16 protein-coding genes and 1 tRNA gene are annotated in these 17,541 nt (G+C 40.4%); 9 read left to right on the top strand and 8 right to left on the bottom strand.

The window, feature by feature from the left end; translation table 11 throughout:
- Positions 1-143: 143 nt before the first annotated feature.
- The 5 genes from DVR12_RS06465 (at position 144) to DVR12_RS06445 (ending at position 4,104) form a co-directional block, all read left to right on the top strand.
- Positions 144-524: a hypothetical protein gene (locus DVR12_RS06465; RefSeq protein WP_116974783.1), complete on the top strand. Its 381-nt coding sequence runs from the start codon at positions 144-146 to the stop codon at positions 522-524.
- A 47-nt stretch (positions 525-571) separates the two neighbouring features.
- Positions 572-1,405, top strand: a complete 834-nt coding sequence (locus tag DVR12_RS06460; protein ID WP_116974781.1) for a hypothetical protein — start codon at positions 572-574, stop codon at positions 1,403-1,405.
- Between the two features lie 122 nt (positions 1,406-1,527).
- Entirely contained in the window at positions 1,528-2,409 is an 882-nt protein-coding gene (locus tag DVR12_RS06455) for a class I SAM-dependent methyltransferase (RefSeq protein WP_116974779.1), read from the top strand.
- Between the two features lie 18 nt (positions 2,410-2,427).
- Positions 2,428-3,123 carry a glutamine amidotransferase-related protein gene (locus DVR12_RS06450; RefSeq protein WP_116974777.1) on the top strand — a complete coding sequence of 232 codons (696 nt, stop codon included), beginning with the start codon at positions 2,428-2,430 and terminating at the stop codon, positions 3,121-3,123.
- Between the two features lie 15 nt (positions 3,124-3,138).
- Complete coding sequence (locus DVR12_RS06445; protein ID WP_116974775.1) at positions 3,139-4,104, top strand: YpdA family putative bacillithiol disulfide reductase; 966 nt, start codon at positions 3,139-3,141, stop codon at positions 4,102-4,104.
- Here the strand turns inward: DVR12_RS06445 and murB are convergent.
- On the bottom strand, positions 4,101-5,117 hold the full coding sequence (gene murB / locus DVR12_RS06440) for a UDP-N-acetylmuramate dehydrogenase (protein WP_116974773.1): 1,017 nt from the start codon (positions 5,115-5,117) through the stop codon (positions 4,101-4,103). The genes DVR12_RS06445 and murB overlap by 4 nt on opposite strands.
- 88 nt (positions 5,118-5,205) lie before the next feature.
- Between murB and DVR12_RS06435 the strand changes: the two genes are divergently transcribed.
- Entirely contained in the window at positions 5,206-5,880 is a 675-nt protein-coding gene (locus DVR12_RS06435) for an oxidoreductase (RefSeq protein WP_116974772.1), read from the top strand.
- A 30-nt stretch (positions 5,881-5,910) separates the two neighbouring features.
- Positions 5,911-7,857, top strand: coding sequence for a DUF3857 domain-containing protein (locus tag DVR12_RS06430; protein WP_116974770.1), 1,947 nt, complete (start codon positions 5,911-5,913; stop codon positions 7,855-7,857).
- 2 nt (positions 7,858-7,859) lie between these two features.
- Here the strand turns inward: DVR12_RS06430 and priA are convergent, their stop codons facing one another.
- The 3 genes from priA to DVR12_RS06415 all read right to left on the bottom strand — a co-directional run bounded on the left by priA (position 7,860) and on the right by DVR12_RS06415 (position 11,580).
- Positions 7,860-10,301 carry a replication restart helicase PriA gene (gene priA / locus DVR12_RS06425; protein ID WP_116974768.1) on the bottom strand — a complete coding sequence of 814 codons (2,442 nt, stop codon included), beginning with the start codon at positions 10,299-10,301 and terminating at the stop codon, positions 7,860-7,862.
- Complete coding sequence (locus tag DVR12_RS06420; RefSeq protein WP_116974766.1) at positions 10,298-11,065, bottom strand: lysophospholipid acyltransferase family protein; 768 nt, start codon at positions 11,063-11,065, stop codon at positions 10,298-10,300. The genes priA and DVR12_RS06420 overlap by 4 nt, the downstream gene beginning before the upstream one ends.
- Positions 11,066-11,136: 71 nt before the next feature.
- Positions 11,137-11,580, bottom strand: coding sequence for a DUF4258 domain-containing protein (locus DVR12_RS06415; protein ID WP_116974764.1), 444 nt, complete (start codon positions 11,578-11,580; stop codon positions 11,137-11,139).
- 79 nt (positions 11,581-11,659) lie between these two features.
- Here DVR12_RS06415 and mtaB point away from each other — a divergent pair, with 79 nt between their 5' ends.
- Positions 11,660-12,937 (top strand): tRNA (N(6)-L-threonylcarbamoyladenosine(37)-C(2))-methylthiotransferase MtaB, encoded by a 1,278-nt coding sequence (gene mtaB / locus DVR12_RS06410; protein ID WP_116974763.1) that lies wholly within the window; start codon positions 11,660-11,662, stop codon positions 12,935-12,937.
- A gap of 3 nt (positions 12,938-12,940) precedes the next feature.
- On the opposite strand, the gene DVR12_RS06405 is transcribed toward mtaB, so the two are convergent.
- From DVR12_RS06405 to DVR12_RS06395, 3 genes are all read right to left on the bottom strand, one after another.
- Entirely contained in the window at positions 12,941-13,555 is a 615-nt protein-coding gene (locus tag DVR12_RS06405; RefSeq protein WP_116974761.1) for a DinB family protein, read from the bottom strand.
- A gap of 202 nt (positions 13,556-13,757) precedes the next feature.
- A complete protein-coding gene (aat, locus tag DVR12_RS06400; protein ID WP_116974759.1) occupies positions 13,758-14,396 on the bottom strand; it encodes a leucyl/phenylalanyl-tRNA--protein transferase in 639 nt (212 codons plus the stop codon).
- Complete coding sequence (locus tag DVR12_RS06395) at positions 14,396-14,704, bottom strand: ATP-dependent Clp protease adaptor ClpS (RefSeq protein WP_116974757.1); 309 nt, start codon at positions 14,702-14,704, stop codon at positions 14,396-14,398. The genes aat and DVR12_RS06395 overlap by 1 nt, the downstream gene beginning before the upstream one ends.
- Before the next feature lie 127 nt (positions 14,705-14,831).
- Between DVR12_RS06395 and DVR12_RS06390 the strand changes: the two genes are divergently transcribed.
- A complete protein-coding gene (locus DVR12_RS06390; protein WP_116974755.1) occupies positions 14,832-16,976 on the top strand; it encodes a cation:proton antiporter in 2,145 nt (714 codons plus the stop codon).
- 271 nt (positions 16,977-17,247) lie between these two features.
- Here DVR12_RS06390 and DVR12_RS06385 read toward each other — a convergent pair.
- Positions 17,248-17,322, bottom strand: a tRNA-Val gene (locus DVR12_RS06385).
- Between the last annotated feature and the right edge of the window lie 219 nt (positions 17,323-17,541).

Here is a 17,541-nt window from a genome sequence, read left to right as displayed (position 1 = left end):
GTTCAATAAAAGGCTAACATCAACATAACCCTATAAAAATAAGTTCTTCTATTTAAACTACCATCAATCCTGAACAATTATTTTTCCTACATCATAATATTCTGTAATTTGAGGTTACCTAACCTACTTTATGCCAGCTCAGTATGAATAAAAAAGCTAACCAAAAAGGTGTTACTGCCTTATTAATTGCTGCTTCCTGTATCTTAGTACTTTTGATTTCAGGAATGCCTTCTGTCAAAAAGGCTACTAAACAAAATTGCACTTCTATTACAGGTATTGTTGCTGAAATAAAAAGTGGGTCGCCTGGTCTGATTATCCACCTGCAAGACAATCCACATATTTTTTATATTTCCTCCAAAACCAATATTCACCTTACTTCCACAGAATTAGAAAAAGCTATTAAAGGCAAATACATTCAACTTTATACAATACAACACTGGTCGCCTCTCGATCCATTTTCCAGTATGCAGGAAATTCACAGATTACAACTAGGCGACAACGATATTATCTTTTCAGAATTCTAGGCTTGATATTTGAGCAATGAGCGGCAGAGTCATGAATCTTGTTAAATATGAACCGTCTTTCTATTGCAGTATTAATGCTGCTTCTATCTGCCTGTGACTTAAAATACAGGCCGGATAAGTATAAGAATGAAGGGAGCACGGAAGTTGATCAACCAACTCGTTCTGCTAAACCTACTTCAACCCCAAAAAACACTTCACCTGCTCCCATTAAAGGAGAAAGGGTCAATCAATCCGCCATAGTTCGGGATCAGCCAAACGGCGAGCCTATCGTATCATTGCTCGATTACGTTCCGTTGCGCTGTGCCCCCGTTAAAAAAGATTGGTACCAGGTAAATGTGGATTTCGATATCAGTAAGGATGAATTTAGCAAACCTATCTTCCGAAAAGGCAGGAAAATTGAAGTAAACGGAGTGCCGGCCGGAACCCTGGAAAGAGATATTAAACTTCCGGTGGCCACCAATGGCGAGAAAATGTGGGCTACCATTAATGGTTATACTGAAAAGAAAAGCCTTAGAAGTGGTAGTATTATTGAATCCGCACTCTCCGTTTTTCTCAACCAGCATAAAGGAAGAAGCACCCAGGACATGCAACCTTTTATTCATAACTTCCAACTGGAAGAAGAAACTGTTCTTAAACCTTATGTACTGTTTCTAAACTATGAAAGCGGTATCGATGACCCAAGCCCTTTATACCGGCTCGCTCTTATTTTTCAGGGCCAGCAACTCATTGGCATACTGCACTCCCGCCCTTTTGAATTGGCCGGAAGTAACACCCGCCGCTTACAACGTGGGTTTACAGTTAATTTCCTGAATGGAATAGATCAAACTTTAAGAGAAGATTTCGCTACTAAATTTAATAAGTTCATCGTGTCTGTAGACTAAAAGATACCGGGAAAAATCCCCGATAATAAGGTTATCATTTTTATATATATTTGATCATTACATTACTATCATTCTCAAAATAACCAACGATATATTTTGTAACTATGAAGAATATACGTTAAATGAGCCGGTTCCCATCTCGCAATATGGGTATCTATATGGCTACCTTCCGGGCTATTGAAAGTACGAAACCTGAAACTGAACGATTGTTATTCGACCCTTATGCGGTCAATTTTTTGTCGGGGTTTCACAGGTTCCTTATAAAACTTTGCCAAATCAGATTTATTCGTTCCTTCTTCATCAACTATATTCAATATAATTGGCCTGGTACCTATACCGCTGGCATTGCACGTACCAGGTTAATAGATGATATGTTGATGGAAGCGGTAGTTAAAGAAGGAATTAACCAGATCATTATTCTGAATGCACGTTTCGATACCAGAGCACATCGCTTAAATATTGCTAAACGTGTGAATTTTGTGGAGATAGATCATCCGCAACTCCAACGAGTAAAGAAAGCGGTTATGCATCCTTATACCAATGAAAAAGCAATTCCGGTCGATTATCTGGAATTAGACCTCAATTCAGAACGGCTTGCCGATGTAATGCCTTCACCACTTCTTCCCAAACATTATAAAACCCTCTTTATCTGGGAAGCTCTTACCACTAATCACGAACTACAGGAAGCTGAAGCCATTTTTGAATACCTGAAAGACTTCCCTTCCGGTACCCAGGTCATCTTTACCTATGTGAATAAATCGGTTTTTGAAAAACCTGCCGAGAATTTTGGCTTTTTACAAATCAATTCACTGCTCAAAAAAGTAGGAGAAGAATGGGATTTTGGATTAAATCCGGCTGAATTACCCTTATTCATGGCCCAAAGAAATATGAAAGTCAGATACGATGGCGGAGCTGCCGATTACCGTGCCACCTACTTTGGTGATGCTAGTGCCAATATGAAAGGTTATGAATATTTCAGACTTGTTAGAGCAGAAGTAAAATAGCCGACGTATCTTCGTTCTATGCACATTCATTACTTTCAACACGTTCCCTTTGAAGGCTTGGGCTGCATCGCTGACTGGATCAATCAAAGAGGTCACCAACTTTCCTGCACCCGCTGGTACGAACAACAACCCGATAAACTTCCCGAAGATATAGACTGGCTGATAATTATGGGTGGAATAATGGGGGTTTATGAAATTGATACCTATCCATGGATCAAAACTGAACTCGAACTAATTGCTTCAGCGATCCGGGAAAATAAAAAGGTACTCGGTATCTGCCTTGGAGCGCAGCTAATGGCTAGTGCATTGGGAGCAGATGTTTACCCCCAAAACCAGAAAGAAATAGGTTGGTTCCCTATAGACGTTAGTTTCCAGAATCAGGCAGCCACCCTGGACAAGGTGTTCCCACACCACTTTCCTACCTTCCATTTTCATGGAGATATGTTTGATATTCCGGCCGGAGCTACCCGATTTGCTGCATCCGCGGCTGGTGTGCATCAGGCCTTTATCCTGGGCGACAGAACAATTGGTCTGCAATTTCATATGGAAATGAAACCTGAAAATATTGAAGAAATAATTGGCTATAATACGGCAGTTCTTGAAGCTGGGGGGCCTTTTGTTCAGCATGCCGATATGATCAGACAACATTTTGATCTCTCGTCAGTTAATAATGAAATAATGTTTCGACTGCTGGATCACATGGCAGCTTTATAATAAAACGATATAAGAATGAATGCGTTTGATGTTTTGATTGTAGGTGGTGGACCAATAGGTATTGCATGTGCCCTGGAAGCAAAAAAAGCTGGTCTTAGTTACATTGTAATTGAAAAAGGATGTATTGTTAATTCTCTGTATAACTATCCGCTTTACATGACCTTTTTCTCAACCTCCGAAAGGTTGGAAATAGGAAATATTCCTTTTGTTTCCATCAATCCTAAACCTACCCGCCCGGAAGCTTTGGAATATTACAGAAGAGTGGCAGGTAGTAATCACATCAACCTAAAGCTTTTTGAAGAAGTTAGAAATATCAATCCTAACGCTGGCGAGTATATCGTTCATACCAGTAAAAGCACTTATCACGCCAGACATATCATCCTGGCAACAGGGTTTTATGATATCCCTAATTTGCTGCAGATACCAGGAGAAGATCTTCCTAAAGTAACTCACTACTATAAAGATCCACACTTTTATGCAGATCAGGATGTAGTTGTAATCGGAGCCAATAATAGCGCCGTAGATGCAGCACTTGAAACCTATCGTAAAGGTGCCAGAGTAACCATGGTTATCCGGGAAACTGAAATTGGGAAAAGAGTGAAATATTGGGTTAAACCCGATATCGAAAATCGAATTAAAGAAGGATCTATTAAAGCATATTTCAACAGCCAGATAAGCCTGATAGAGGAAGATAGTGTAATTATTAACACCCCTGATGGCAGTATCACCATACCGAATGATTTTGTAATAGCCATGACAGGCTATCAACCCAACTTTTCACTGCTACAGCAGGCAGGAATTATTTTATCGGACGATGGAATGAAAGTACCTGCGTATGACCCGGTGACTATGGAAACCAATATGCCTCATATATATTTAGCCGGCGTAGTTTGCGGAGGTATGAACACTCATGTCTGGTTTATTGAAAACTCAAGAGAACATGCCGGAAAGATTATTACTCATATTAAAGGCAATGCCTAGATAATATTAACTTCTCTTTCCAGTTGTACACCAAACTTTTCGTGTACACTTTCGAGAATCTGTTGAGAAAGATTATAGATGTCTTTTCCGCTGGCATTACCATAGTTTACCAATACCAATGCCTGTTTGACATGCACTCCGGCATCGCCGCTACGGTAACCTTTCCAGCCACATTGTTCTATCAGCCAGCCTGCAGCTAATTTCATCTGGTTATCCTCTACCGGATAAGCAACAATCTTGGGGTATTGAGCCTCCAGCTGTTCGTACTGCTCTTTGGAAACTGTGGGATTTTTAAAGAAACTTCCTGCATTACCAATTTGAGCCGGATTAGGTAATTTACTGCTGCGAATATTAATAACAGCCTGGCTAATTGCCTGAATAGTTAATTTCTCAGTTCCCATGCTTTCGAGCTCATTAAAAATGGCTCCATAGCTGGTATTAAATTTCGGGGTTTTATTCAATTTGTAGGTAACCGAAAGAATAGCAAACTGTCCTTTGTATTTCTTCTTAAAAACACTTTCTCTATAGCCAAATTCGCAGGCTTCATTATTAAATGTAACGAGCTCCTGTTCTTTAAGATGGAAGGCCGTTAATTCATGAAATACATCTTTAATTTCAGCTCCGTATGCGCCAATATTCTGCATGGGGCTTGCTCCTACATTTCCCGGAATAAGCGAGAGGTTTTCTACTCCGGCCAGTTCAGCATCCAGGCAGTATTGCACGAACTTATGCCAGTTCTCGCCAGCACCTGCTTTAACGTACACATGCTCATCATCTTCTCCTATTATCTCAATTCCGGACACTTCATTCTTTAAGACATATCCATCGAAGTTCTGGGTAAACAGAATATTGCTGCCTCCCCCAAGGATCATCATCGGTGCATTTTCGGCTTTCTGATTTGTTGTCAGGGCGGCTAAGTCTTCAACAGATGAAAATTTAGCGAAATATTTTGCCTTAGCTGAAATTCCGAATGTATTATACGATCTGAGAGGAACATTTTCTGATACCTGCATAATAACTTAAATTTATGGTCAGCAAAGATAGCCGCAAATCTCATTTGAAACATGCTGATCTTGAGATTTATGGTTTATTCACCAAATAATGAGAACCTTTATGGGTAAAACAGCAATTGTATTAGGAGCAACAGGATTAACAGGTACTCACCTTGTATCCGCCTTATTACTGGACCCCGATTATGATACTGTAAGGGTATTGGTACGCAAATCCTGGGTTAATCCACGCCCTAAACTCGAAAGTGTGATCGTGAATTTTAAAGATACAGCCTCTCTTACTCCCCATCTGAAAGGGGATGTTCTGTTTTGCTGTATCGGTACTACCATTAAGAAGGCCAGAACTAAAGAAAAATTCAGGGAAGTAGACTATGGGATTCCTGTGTCTTGTGCCCAACTCGCCCATGCTGCCGGAGTGGAACAGTTTCTGGTGATTTCTGCTGTTGGGGCAAATGCCCGCTCAAGAAATTTTTATCTGAGAACCAAGGGGCAAATGGAGCAGGCAGTATTAAAAGTTGGATTTCCAAGTACTTATATTTTCAGACCCTCCTTTTTAATTGGCAAAAGACAGGAATTTCGCTTTGGAGAATGGATAGGTAAATACCTTATTCAACTATTTTATTTTTTATTGCAGGGAAGATGGAAAAAATATAGGGGTATTAAAGCCGCAACTGTTGCCAATGCCATGATTATAGCTGCAAAAAATAACGAGAAAGGGGTTCATGTTCTGGAATCTGATGCCATTCAAAATTTGGGCGCTTTTTGATGTTAGGGATTTCCTTATCTTAGCCACATTATGAAAAAATGGATCTTTTTTCTGACTGTAGGCATTTGCATTGCTAATATCACAACGGCACAATCAAATAACTATTTCCAGGATCTCTGGAAAGAACAACCCGAACTTCATACCACAACTTCCGACGCCCCTTTCACCGTACTTAACTACAAAGTGGTGAGGGATTTTAATGTTACCCGTAAGGATAGAAGTTACAGGTGCTTTCAATATAAAGCTATCTATAAATCTATTAAAGTAAACACCCGGCAAGGTGCCGATAGTCTTCATCAAATCATGCTCTCGTTTGAGCAAAATGAAGAACTTGTAAGCATGCGCATAAGGGCTATCAATGCTAAAGGAGAAGTTATTAACCTCGATCAGCAGGTTCGTACAATTCGTATGCCCGATAGTAGAAAAGTAATAGTTGTCAGAGACTTTGGCCTGGCACCCGGTTGGGAGATCGAATATGAATTAATCATGAAAATACTGTACGATCTCTCGGGTTCAGACTATCTTCAATCAACTACTGAAGTTGAAAATGCAAGCTTTCAGCTAATTGCTCCTGCAAGCTATAGCTTTAAAGTTAAACCAACAGGAGGGCTTCCTCCTGCTACTGATAGCACTTCCAACTACCTGAGATTTTACACCGTATCTGCCAGAAATTTAGCTCCGTTAGTATATAATGAATTATTCTACTTTTTGCCTCAGCTGCAAAGAGTTGACTTCTCATTAGATCAGGCTATCGAACAAAAGGATACCGTGAGATCGAGCTGGCAACACTTCGGACAGGAAAATTATATTCCCTATGTCTCTATTTCAAAACCTGAATACAAACAACTTGAAAAAGAGCTAAAACGCTGGGGATTTTTACAAAAACCGATGCCACTACCTCAACTTATTTATCAGGTAGAACAATATGTCAAGAGCAATTATACAATTGTAGATCCGGTTTATACCAAAGAAACTTTTGATATTATCAGCATCCTGAAAAGTAAACGTGTTGAAAAAGCCGGAATGGTCCGACTGCTGAGTGGAATATATTACCTTTTGAATGTGCAATCGCAGATATTACTTATGAGTAGTAGAGATACCATTCCATTAGTACCTGATGTTGTGGTTGGAGAGGTTCCTAAAAATATACTATTATATTTCCCGCAGGTTCAACAAGCACTTGCTCCTACTGAGATGGATTCCCGTTTTCCTTGTTATCCGTCTATCTGGTCGGGTATCACAGCACTCAGATGCCGCGATACTTTAATTGGTGAGGAAAGTAAAGTACTTACTGATTTTATTACTACTCCCGTTGTTCCTTATACTAACAGCAATATCACACTTGAAGCAACATTAAACGACTGGAACAATCCTTCCTGGGAAGTAAAACAATCGTTTGGCGGTTATCCTGCTGCTAATATCAAAGCTGCTTTTACTAATTCAGAAAATAACCAGGAGAATAAAAATAAGATCCTGAATGTATTATTACCTTTTCAGGGCGGCAGCAGAAGACCTTCTGCAATTCAACTTGAGAATGAAAAATTCACAAACATCCCACTCAACAAACCTGTGCTTTTACAAAGTACTTTATCTACTCCCAATCTCATCAGTACAACAGACGGACAAACAAAACTGCATATAGGAGAATTAGTGGGAGGCACTATGAGCACAGCTTTACAGATTCCGCCGGGTGATTTGCCTATTCAGCTTTCATTCCCGTATTACCAGGAGAAAAGAATTAATATAACTGTACCTGCCGGTTTACGTCTGACAAATATCAATGAATTTAATACCGATATTAATGATCCGGCTTTGGGGTATAAAATTAAGTGTACACAAGACGGACAACAGTTACGTGTATTCATCATCGAATGGTACAAAAATGCCGATATTACCGGGAAGAGTAAACAAAGCTTCAAGGCTATTCAACAAAAGGTAAGTCAGTTACAGAAGCTGGATATGGTATTTAGCAAATAGCATTATACTCCGTCAACATCCGGAATAATAGCCACGGTGCGGAATCTTTTCTCTGTTCTTAACTGAGTAATATAGTCCTGAATTCGTTGTTTGATTTGGGCTATAGATTTCGCATCACGGGGCAGTTTTATTAATAATTCCTGCAGATAATTATTTCTCACTCTGGCTACCAAAGGCACAGCCGGGCCCATTAACTGATTGCCTAACATAGGATGTAACCAGCTTGCTAAAATATGAGCGGCCTGTTCTGCCACTTGTTGGTTCTTATGCTTGATAGTCAGTTTTAGAAGCCTGACAAAAGGAGGATAGGAAAACGCATGTCTTTCAGCTATTTCAGCATCATACATAGCTTTATAATCATGTGCTGTAACGTAGTGCAGCACAGGGTGTCGGGGATTGGCTGCCTGAATCAGTACCCTGCCTGTTCCATGTTTTCTGCCGGCCCGGCCACTCACCTGCTCCATTAACTGAAAAGCCCTCTCATGCACTCTGAAATCCGGAAAACTCAGCAGGCTGTCTGCACTCAGAATTCCTACCAGATTCACATTCTCAAAGTCGAGCCCCTTCACTACCATTTGTGTTCCTACGAGAATATCTACACTTTTATCTTCCAGTCGTTCAATCAGTTTATTATGGCTGTCTTTATTTCTGACAGTATCCACATCCATCCTGGCAATTCTGGCTTCTGGGAAGGCTATTTGCAGATCGTCTTCGATTTTTTCAGTACCAAAACTTTTTGGTTCAATGGTTTGTGATCCGCAAGCGGTGCAGGTATGCACATAAGGATATTTAGTGCCGCAATAATGGCAATGCAGTTTATCCTGGTTTCTATGATAGGTTAATGATACATCACATTGCTTGCAATGAGGAATCCAGCCACAGGTAGTACAAAGAAGAAAAGGAGCATAACCTCTTCGATTCTGGAATAATATTACCTGTTTGCCAGCTGCAACAGTATCAGAAATAGCAGTTTTAAGTGCAGAAGAGAAATTGCCGTCCATTGTTTTTTCTGCCATCTCGCGTTTGATATCAATCAGCTCAATTGCCGGCATCTCAATACCTCCAAATCGTTCTCCTAATGTAACCAGGCCATATTTACCCTGTTGAGCATTATAATAGGATTCGAGAGAAGGAGTTGCTGATCCTAACAATACTTTAGCCTTAAACTGAGCGGCATAATAAATAGCAGCATCTCTTGCGTGGTATCTGGGAGCCGGGTCCTGCTGTTTGTAAGAAGCATCATGTTCTTCATCCAGGATAACGAGACCCAGATCTTTAAATGGCAGTAATAAACTGGAACGCGCTCCCAGTATTACTTTAAGTTCCTGAGATTTTACCTTGTTCCAGATTTCTACTCTTTCGTTGTTGTTGAATCGGGAATGATAAATACCCAGGATATCTCCAAAATGTTTTTTTAATCGTCTGGTTATTTGAGCCGTAAGTCCAATTTCCGGTAACAGGTAAAGCACTTGTTTACCAGCTGCCAGGTATTCTTCTATGAGTTTTACGTAGATCTGGGTTTTACCACTGGAGGTAACACCGTGTAGTAACGTAACTTGTTTATCCTTAAAATTATCCTGAATTGCTGATAAAGCTACAGTTTGGGCCGGACTCAGGTCAAAATCGATTTGGGCAGCAGTATTGCTTCCGGGTAATCTATCGACTGTTCTTTTTTCTATCCATAACACCTGTTTATCTACCAGCCCTTTAAGCTGAGCTGTTGTGGCGCCAGACTTTTTAAGCAGTTCTTTCTGTGAAACGCTGCCGGTTGTTTTTAGTAGATGTAAATAGGCCAGGAGCAGTTCCATTTGTTTTGGAGCTTTTCCCAGTTCGTTGAACAAAGCTTCCAGCTGAGCATCTTCCTGATATTCGGCATGGAGCTGCACAAAGCTTTCTTTCTTCTCTTTATAAGCTTCCTTCAACTCTTCATACACTAACAGAACTTGTTTTTCTATTAGTTTTTTGATGATGGAATAGACAGATGATTTATCGAGAATTAATTGTACTTCTTCTATTCGTAATTCCTTTCGAACAAGCAAAGCCTCAGCAATGAGATATTCATCGTCATCCAGTGCCGAAAAATCTGTTCCATAGGCATCGTTATAGAGAAGGATTGTTTCGCTCGACAGCTTCAGATGCGCAGGCAGGGCAGCATTCAGCACTTCCCCTTCTGTGCACATATAATAGCTGGCAATCCAGGTCCAGAAGGCTAACTGTGTAGGATATACGACAGGATTAGTATCCAGCAGATCGAGGATTGGTTTGGTTTTATAAGGAGGAGCCTGCTCATGTACAGCCTTTACAATACCTGCATACTTCTTTTGTTTTCCTAACTGAACGGCTACCCGACTGCCTGGTAGCAGGGAGGTTTCCATTTTTTCAGGAACGGAATAAGTATAATTCTTTGGTAACGCTAATGGCAATATTACATCTGCGTATTTCATCCTACGGGTTGCAAAGTTGGGTATTTACGGTATTTACGTAATTCTTTGTCCATGATTTCATACACCTGTTGTTTAAGGGTGTTGATATCATCTAAAGTAAGGCCGGCAACGGGTACCGGAGGCAAAAACACTACGCGGCATTTACCTGGAGAGATATTCATGAGCCCTGTATGCGGCAAGCGGTCGCCAGCATCCAGATATAGTACAGGCTTTATTGGAATCTGTAGTTCTATAGCCATTCTGAAAGCACCGTTATGAAAAGGGCGGAGTGGTTGATCAGTATCGTTGGTAGTACCTTCTGGAAATACCAGGATAGAAATACCGGCTTTAAGGGCCGACATCATTTCGCGCACACTTTTAGCCCTGGCGGGAGCGCTCGAGCGATCTACCGGAACAACGGAATTCTTATAAATAAATCCGAAAAACGGAATTTTAGACATTTCAATCTTCCCCAGTGGTCTGAAAGGTAAGCGCATTACTTTAACAGCAATTGCAGCATCCAGGTAAGAACGGTGGTTTACAACAAAAATACACGGATCCTTATCTTTCTCACATTCATATTTACGGGTTACCGGCATACCAACCAGCGGGAACCAGGTATGTGCCCAAAAACGAAGAAAATAAAATATAATGTTCCCTCCCCTGTGCTTACCAAGCAAAGAAGCCAAAAATATAGGCGGCAATATCAAAAACATGATACCCAGGAAGGTAGCAGCGGCGTATATCACATATATAACACGCAACGGTTTCAATAACAATTTCATAAACGCCTCTGTGAAAGGTTGAAATAAAGGTGGAAAACTACGAAGAAAATCGTTAATAAATGTAGTTTGTCCTATTCGCAGTTACAAACCCAATCCTTATCAAGATCTATGCAGGTAATTACTTTGGCCTTTTCGTCTTCGCAAGGTGCTATTATGATACGGAGGTGTTGGCCTTCTGTAGAATACCCTTCCAGCGCATAAGTAGGGCAGGGATGGTCGTTGGGATTAGATTTCTCCGGATTTATCTTTCCCACGGCAAGGATTTCTTCGACTTCACTGGTAGTCACCTGTCTACATTCCATCCGACAAATGGCATGTTTAGTATACTCTAGTTTGGCATGTCTGTTTATAACAGCACTACCTACATTTTTGTCATCCAGAGCGCCCCTGGCTACTACTGGCTTTCCTACCGGCCCAAGTGATTTATTGGAGCTTTTCCACCAACGCTGGTGCCACCCGGCAAGTAATAACAAGCCAAGAAATAATACAGGGAGATATTTTTGTATGGATTTCATAAAATTAGAACGCGGCGCAAAATACTTAAAATTCCTTACCTAACTATGACATAAAAAGTTCCTACCTTTGCTTCCCCTTATGGAACAGGTAAAAACAGTAGCATTTCATACTCTCGGCTGTAAGCTGAATTTTTCAGAGACCTCTACTTTGAGCAGGTTACTGGAACAGGATGGTTTTATCAAGAAAGATTTTGAGGAAACTGCCGATGTATATGTCATTAACACTTGTTCGGTTACCGACAATGCCGACAAGGAATGCCGCATGCTGGTAAGGCGTATTCAACGCCGTGCTCCTGGCAGTATGGTAGTAATTACCGGCTGTTATGCCCAGTTGAAACCTGAAGAAATTGCAAATATCGAAGGGGTTGACCTGGTTTTAGGTGCTGCCGAAAAGTTCAACATTACCGAGCATCTTAAGAATCTGACCAAGGGAGATGCCGCAAAAATCTGTTCCTGCGATATTGAAGATGTTAATACCTTTCACTCTTCTTACTCAGTAAACGACCGTACCCGTACTTTCCTGAAAGTACAGGATGGTTGCGATTATACCTGTGCTTTCTGTACCATTCCAATGGCCCGTGGAAAAAGCCGGAGCGATAGTGTTGCCAATGTGGTAACACAGGCTCAGCAGCTGGCAGCCAATGGGGTAAAAGAAATTGTACTTACAGGCGTAAACCTGGGAGATTTCGGAAAAGGCTTTGAGGGTGGAAAGAAGAAAGAAGAATCTTTCTTTGAATTAGCCCAGGCGCTGGATGAAGTTGAGGGTATCAGCCGCTACCGGATCTCTTCCATAGAACCTAATCTGCTTTCTAATGAGATCATTGAATTTGTTGCAAAAAGCAAAAGATTCATGCCTCATTTCCATATTCCGCTTCAAAGTGGAAGCAATGAAATTCTGGGTAAAATGCGCAGACGTTATCGTCGCGAGCTTTATGCAGAAAAAGTAGCGCTTATTAAAGAGGTGATGCCTCATTGCGCCATTGGTGTAGATGTAATTGTAGGATTCCCTTCTGAAAGTGATGAAAACTTTAAGGAAACCTACGACTTCCTGCACGACCTGGATGTTTCCTATCTCCACGTTTTCACTTATTCTGAACGTGCCAATACAACAGCACTGGAAATAAAACCAGTTGTTCCTGTTCCGGTTCGTCAGGAGAGAAATAAGCAACTACGAAACCTTAGTCATAAAAAACTTCAATTCTTTACCGAACAACATCTGAATCAAACCAGAAAAGTATTGTTCGAATCATTAGGTAAAGATGGAATGATGGAAGGGTATACAGATAACTACATAAAAGTTACCACTCCTTTCCGCAAGGAGTGGCACAATCAGTTGATCGACTGGGAACTTCGTTAATCCTCATTTAGGAAAACCAGGACTAGCCATTACTTCTCTTAATTGCTGTGTATGCCTGTTTGTATGGGCAGCATCCATTAATAAAATCTGATAGGCATCGGCGGTGCCAAAAACCGGTAATTCGGTAACATGATCTCTCAGATTGTCTTTCGTGTTTTCCAGATAGGAAATCAATTGGTTACGTTGATCAGTAAACGCTTTTATTAATGCAGCGTTGGAAGAATACTCGTGCGTAGGTACCAGCATGTCTGGAGCTTTGGCTTTATGGCTGCGATCTTCCACTCCTTTTTCAATCATTTCGTCAGTAACTTTAATATCTTTCCGTTTTTCAGGATTAGCCGGTTGATTTACCGCTTGTTGCTCCATGTTCCAGAATATTTTTTCTGTTTTCATGATATGCTCTACACATTCTATAACCGACCATCTGTCTGGTGCAGGCTTATAGGTAAGCTGAGCATCTGATAATCCATTCACAGCCTGTAACACACTGTCTCTCGTTTGTACAAGCAAATGAATAAGATATTTGTTGTCGTTATCTTTTTTTGGTGGAACAGGTATAGTAGCATAACTACTAACGAAAAATGCTGACAATAGCAGCAGAAATACTGACTTTTTCATTTTGTTTGATTGTGGGTAATTAACTGTTAAACCTTTTCGTATTAGCCTTTTTTATTTTGAAAGTTTGACAAACATATTATTAAGACAGAACTTTTAAGGGGTGTTGAATAGACATTTTGTCGGGGCAATTCGGACAAAAAATTATGCAATATTTTCTATAAACAAAAGCTTTGTATCAACATACTAAAAAATAAAAAGGAGATTACAGGAAGCCAATGATCAACAAAAATTCTTCTCTGGAAATAAACGTGGCACCCAGAGACGCCAGATGATCTGTATATACCTGGCAATCTATCATCTGCAATTCATTGGCATATTGCTGTACAAAAGTGATAAATGCAGTTTTTGAGGCATTGCTGACATCAGAGAACATAGATTCTCCAAAAAAGAAAGCACCTAATTTAACACCATATAAACCACCCACCAGTTGGCCATCCTGCCAGCATTCTACAGACATGGCGTGACCTTCACGATGTAGTTTTATATATGCCGCCTGCATTTCGGGGGTAATCCAGGTACCTGCCTGCCCGGCACGGGGAATGGAGCTACAACGTTTTATAACGGCTTCAAAAGCCTGATTATAGGTAACCTGAAAAGTTTGTTTACGAAGAATCTGCTTCATACTTGCAGATACTTTAAGCTGATCGGGGAACAATACAAATCTGGGATCGGGGCTCCACCACAGAATAGGCGGTTCGTCGTACCACGGAAAGATACCGGAGCGATAGGCCAGCAGTAATCTTTCAGTTTTTAAATCTCCGCCTACTGCCAGTAAACCATCTTCTTCTGCCAGCTGAGGCGGGGGAAATATCAGCCGTTTATCTAATCGGAAGATTGTCATCAGCTCCCAGCCATTTCTTCAATTGTTGCGCTTAAACCTCTTTCCTGCAGGGCTTCGCATTGCGGTTTCAGCTTATAATATTCACCTTCCTTAACAGCATATTTGCCATTAAAGTGAATGATTAAAGCACATTGTTCTGCTTGCTCATGACTGTGCCCGCAAACTTCCATTAATGAAGAAATTACCCAATCGAAGGTATTTACGTCATCATTCCAGACAACCAGGCTAAACGGGAACTGTTCATCCTCGGCCACCAACACATCTTCTTCTTCCTCTGGCAATCCTTTTGTGCTTGTATGATCGTTCATCTTTTTATAAGCTTTCCACAAAATTACATGGATTATTCGTTAATTTATCCATATTTGAATGGGTTTTATGTTTTAAAATTGGCAAAAAACTGGCTTTTGTTAGTGTCACTGCCTAAAATGGATTTATATGAAAGGATTGGTTTTATTGTTTAATACCAGTTTACCACTTAAAGATCCTATACCGATCTTTTCTTTGGTATTATTTATCATTTTGCTGGCCCCCATCATTCTCCGTAAGTTCAGAATCCCAAGTATCATTGGGTTGATCATTGCCGGAATGCTGATTGGCGATAATGGCTTTAAAATAATAGAAAAAGGAAGTATAGATCTTTTCTCAAAAGCCGGATTATTGTATATAATGTTTTTGGCGGGTTTGGAGCTGGATATGGCTGAATTCAGGAAAAATCGCTACCGAAGCATGGTATTTGGCGGCTTTACATTCCTAATCCCGCTATTAATGGGATTTGTGGTCTGCCATTATGTTTTGCATTTCAACTTTATGGCTACCCTCCTCGTTTCAAGCATGTTTGCCACCCATACCCTGGTTGCCTATCCTTTGGCCAGCCGGTTGGGTATCACTAAAAATGAGGCCGTAACAGTGGCCGTAGGAGGTACCATCATTACAGACACCCTGGTTCTCTTAATTCTGGCTATCATCACCGGTGCACAGGCAGGAAACCTAAACACTTATTTCTGGATTCGATTAGGTATTTCATTAACCATTTTTGCAGTAATAATCTTATGGTTGATGCCTATGCTGGGCCGCTGGTTTTTTAAGAAGATAAAAGACGATAAAACCTCTCACTTCATCTTTGTATTAGCGCTGGTATTTGCATCAGCTTTCCTGGCCGAATTAGCAGGAGTAGAAGGAATTATCGGAGCTTTCCTGGCCGGATTGGCCCTGAATCAGCTTATCCCACATACTTCCCCATTAATGAACAGGATAGAATTTGTTGGTAACGCGATATTCATTCCCTTCTTCCTGATAAGTGTGGGAATGCTGGTGGATCTGCGGGTTTTATTAAAAGGACCTGAAGCTTTGCTAATTGCAGGTGTTTTAACCTTAATGGCATTAAGCAGCAAGTGGCTGGCGGCTTTCTTTACCCAACTGGTTTTTAAATACAGCCCTACTCAACGTAACGTAATCTTTGGCTTAAGCAGTGCACATGCTGCAGCAACAATAGCTGTAATCCTCATTGGTTATAATATGGGGATTGTTGATGAAAATGTATTGAATGGTACGGTAATCCTTATTTTAATTACCTGCCTGGTAGGCTCATTTGTTACAGAAAATGCTGGTCGAAAGCTCGCTATTAAAGAGGCTGAAAGTAAGCCTGAATTATCCGAGCAACCTGAGCGTATTCTTGTGCCGGTAGCAAATCCCGATAAGCTGGAAGCATTGCTCGACTTTGCTGTAATGATAAAAGATGCTAATGCTCCAACTCCAATATATCCGCTCGCTGTTGTACAGGATGATGCTGAAGCAAAGGAAAAAATTCAGCTGACCAATAAAATGCTGGAAAAAGCAGTCATCCATGCTGCGGCTACTGAAAGCGAGGTACAGGTCGTTACCCGGGTGGATCTTAACGTTTCTGATGGCATTACAAGGGCAGCAAAAGAACTGTTGATAACTGACCTTATTTTGGGGTGGACCGATAAAACAAGCACTACTGATCGCTGGTTAGGAAATATCTTCGGTACTACATTAGACAACGTATTACAAAGGGTATGGGAAACTGTATATGTGTGTAACTTCCACACTCCACTGAATACTACTAAAAAGATGGCCCTGGTATTGCCTCCCAATACAGCCTATGAGTTAGGTTTTCTGCACTATATCCAGAAAGTATTCATCCTTTCCAAACAGGCAGGAGCCAGACTGGTGCTATATTGCGACAGTAAAACACAGGCAATTGTGCAGGCATATGTAGATCAGACTAAAAAAAGTGCTGATTTGAGCTTTAAACAGATCTCAGGATTTGATGATTTTCTAGTAACAGCCTCGAAAGAAATAAGCAGTGATGACCTGGTAGTTGTGGTAACTGCCCGTAAAAGCACCTTATCCTACAATGCAAATATGGATAGTGTTCCGGCCAAACTTCAAAAGCATTTTAAGGATAATAATGTGATCCTGCTGTATCCTGAACAAAGAGAATTTAACTCTCTCGAAGCAGGCTTACAACCGGAAGACCTCACTCTGGCACCAATTCAGGAACAAATTGCTAATCTGAATAAATTAGGAAAAGCGGTTAAACGTATTTTCAAGAAGTAGCTCGCGGGCTCGCTTATTTCTCGCAGAGAAGCATAAGATTAATATTAAGGCGTAAAGGATTTTTTTAAAGTTTTTAAGGATTGAAGAGTATTTTTTAAGAATTGCCGATTAGTTTAATCATAATTATAAACAAATCAGTAACCTTAACAATATTCGCCTCAATCCTTAAAAACTTAAAAAAAATCCTTTACGCCTTAATATTAATCTTTGCGCCTTTGCGAGAAATAAGAGCAAAAAAAAAGCGAAGAATAAATCTTCGCTTTAAATGTTGTGGGAGCTACTGGATTCGAACCAGTGACCCTCTGCTTGTAAGGCAGATGCTCTGAACCAGCTGAGCTAAGCTCCCTCTTTATTTCGTTATTTCCTATCGCCCCTTTCGTTCGATTGGATCGCAAAGGTATAAACTATTTTAATTCTACCAAATATTTTTTAAAAAAAGTGATTTATCAAACTTCATCATCAAAATAAAAAACCCATAAAACACAATACTACAAAGGGTTTCAAAAAATCACTACTCTTTAAAAATAAGTTTATTCAAAACAAAAGTAGGGAACTTTATTCCCTA

The sequence above is a fragment of the Chitinophaga silvatica genome (assembly GCF_003419895.1).
Taxonomy (GTDB): Bacteria; Bacteroidota; Bacteroidia; order Chitinophagales; family Chitinophagaceae; genus Chitinophaga; species Chitinophaga silvatica.
Note: the sequence above shows the minus strand (reverse complement) of the source record. Positions and strands in the feature narration are given on the sequence as shown.

Coding starts and splice junctions, on each gene's coding strand:
- priA (WP_116974768.1), bottom strand. CDS start 10,301: ATGAAATACGCAGATGTAATATTGCCATTAGCGTTACCAAAGAATTAT.
- DVR12_RS06395 (WP_116974757.1), bottom strand. CDS start 14,704: ATGAACGATCATACAAGCACAAAAGGATTGCCAGAGGAAGAAGAAGAT.
- DVR12_RS06460 (WP_116974781.1), top strand. CDS start 572: ATGAACCGTCTTTCTATTGCAGTATTAATGCTGCTTCTATCTGCCTGT.
- DVR12_RS06455 (WP_116974779.1), top strand. CDS start 1,528: ATGAGCCGGTTCCCATCTCGCAATATGGGTATCTATATGGCTACCTTC.
- mtaB (WP_116974763.1), top strand. CDS start 11,660: ATGGAACAGGTAAAAACAGTAGCATTTCATACTCTCGGCTGTAAGCTG.
- DVR12_RS06390 (WP_116974755.1), top strand. CDS start 14,832: ATGAAAGGATTGGTTTTATTGTTTAATACCAGTTTACCACTTAAAGAT.
- DVR12_RS06445 (WP_116974775.1), top strand. CDS start 3,139: ATGAATGCGTTTGATGTTTTGATTGTAGGTGGTGGACCAATAGGTATT.
- DVR12_RS06450 (WP_116974777.1), top strand. CDS start 2,428: ATGCACATTCATTACTTTCAACACGTTCCCTTTGAAGGCTTGGGCTGC.
- DVR12_RS06415 (WP_116974764.1), bottom strand. CDS start 11,580: ATGAAATCCATACAAAAATATCTCCCTGTATTATTTCTTGGCTTGTTA.
- DVR12_RS06465 (WP_116974783.1), top strand. CDS start 144: ATGAATAAAAAAGCTAACCAAAAAGGTGTTACTGCCTTATTAATTGCT.
- DVR12_RS06420 (WP_116974766.1), bottom strand. CDS start 11,065: ATGAAATTGTTATTGAAACCGTTGCGTGTTATATATGTGATATACGCC.
- aat (WP_116974759.1), bottom strand. CDS start 14,396: ATGACAATCTTCCGATTAGATAAACGGCTGATATTTCCCCCGCCTCAG.
- DVR12_RS06430 (WP_116974770.1), top strand. CDS start 5,911: ATGAAAAAATGGATCTTTTTTCTGACTGTAGGCATTTGCATTGCTAAT.
- DVR12_RS06435 (WP_116974772.1), top strand. CDS start 5,206: ATGAGAACCTTTATGGGTAAAACAGCAATTGTATTAGGAGCAACAGGA.
- DVR12_RS06405 (WP_116974761.1), bottom strand. CDS start 13,555: ATGAAAAAGTCAGTATTTCTGCTGCTATTGTCAGCATTTTTCGTTAGT.
- murB (WP_116974773.1), bottom strand. CDS start 5,117: ATGCAGGTATCAGAAAATGTTCCTCTCAGATCGTATAATACATTCGGA.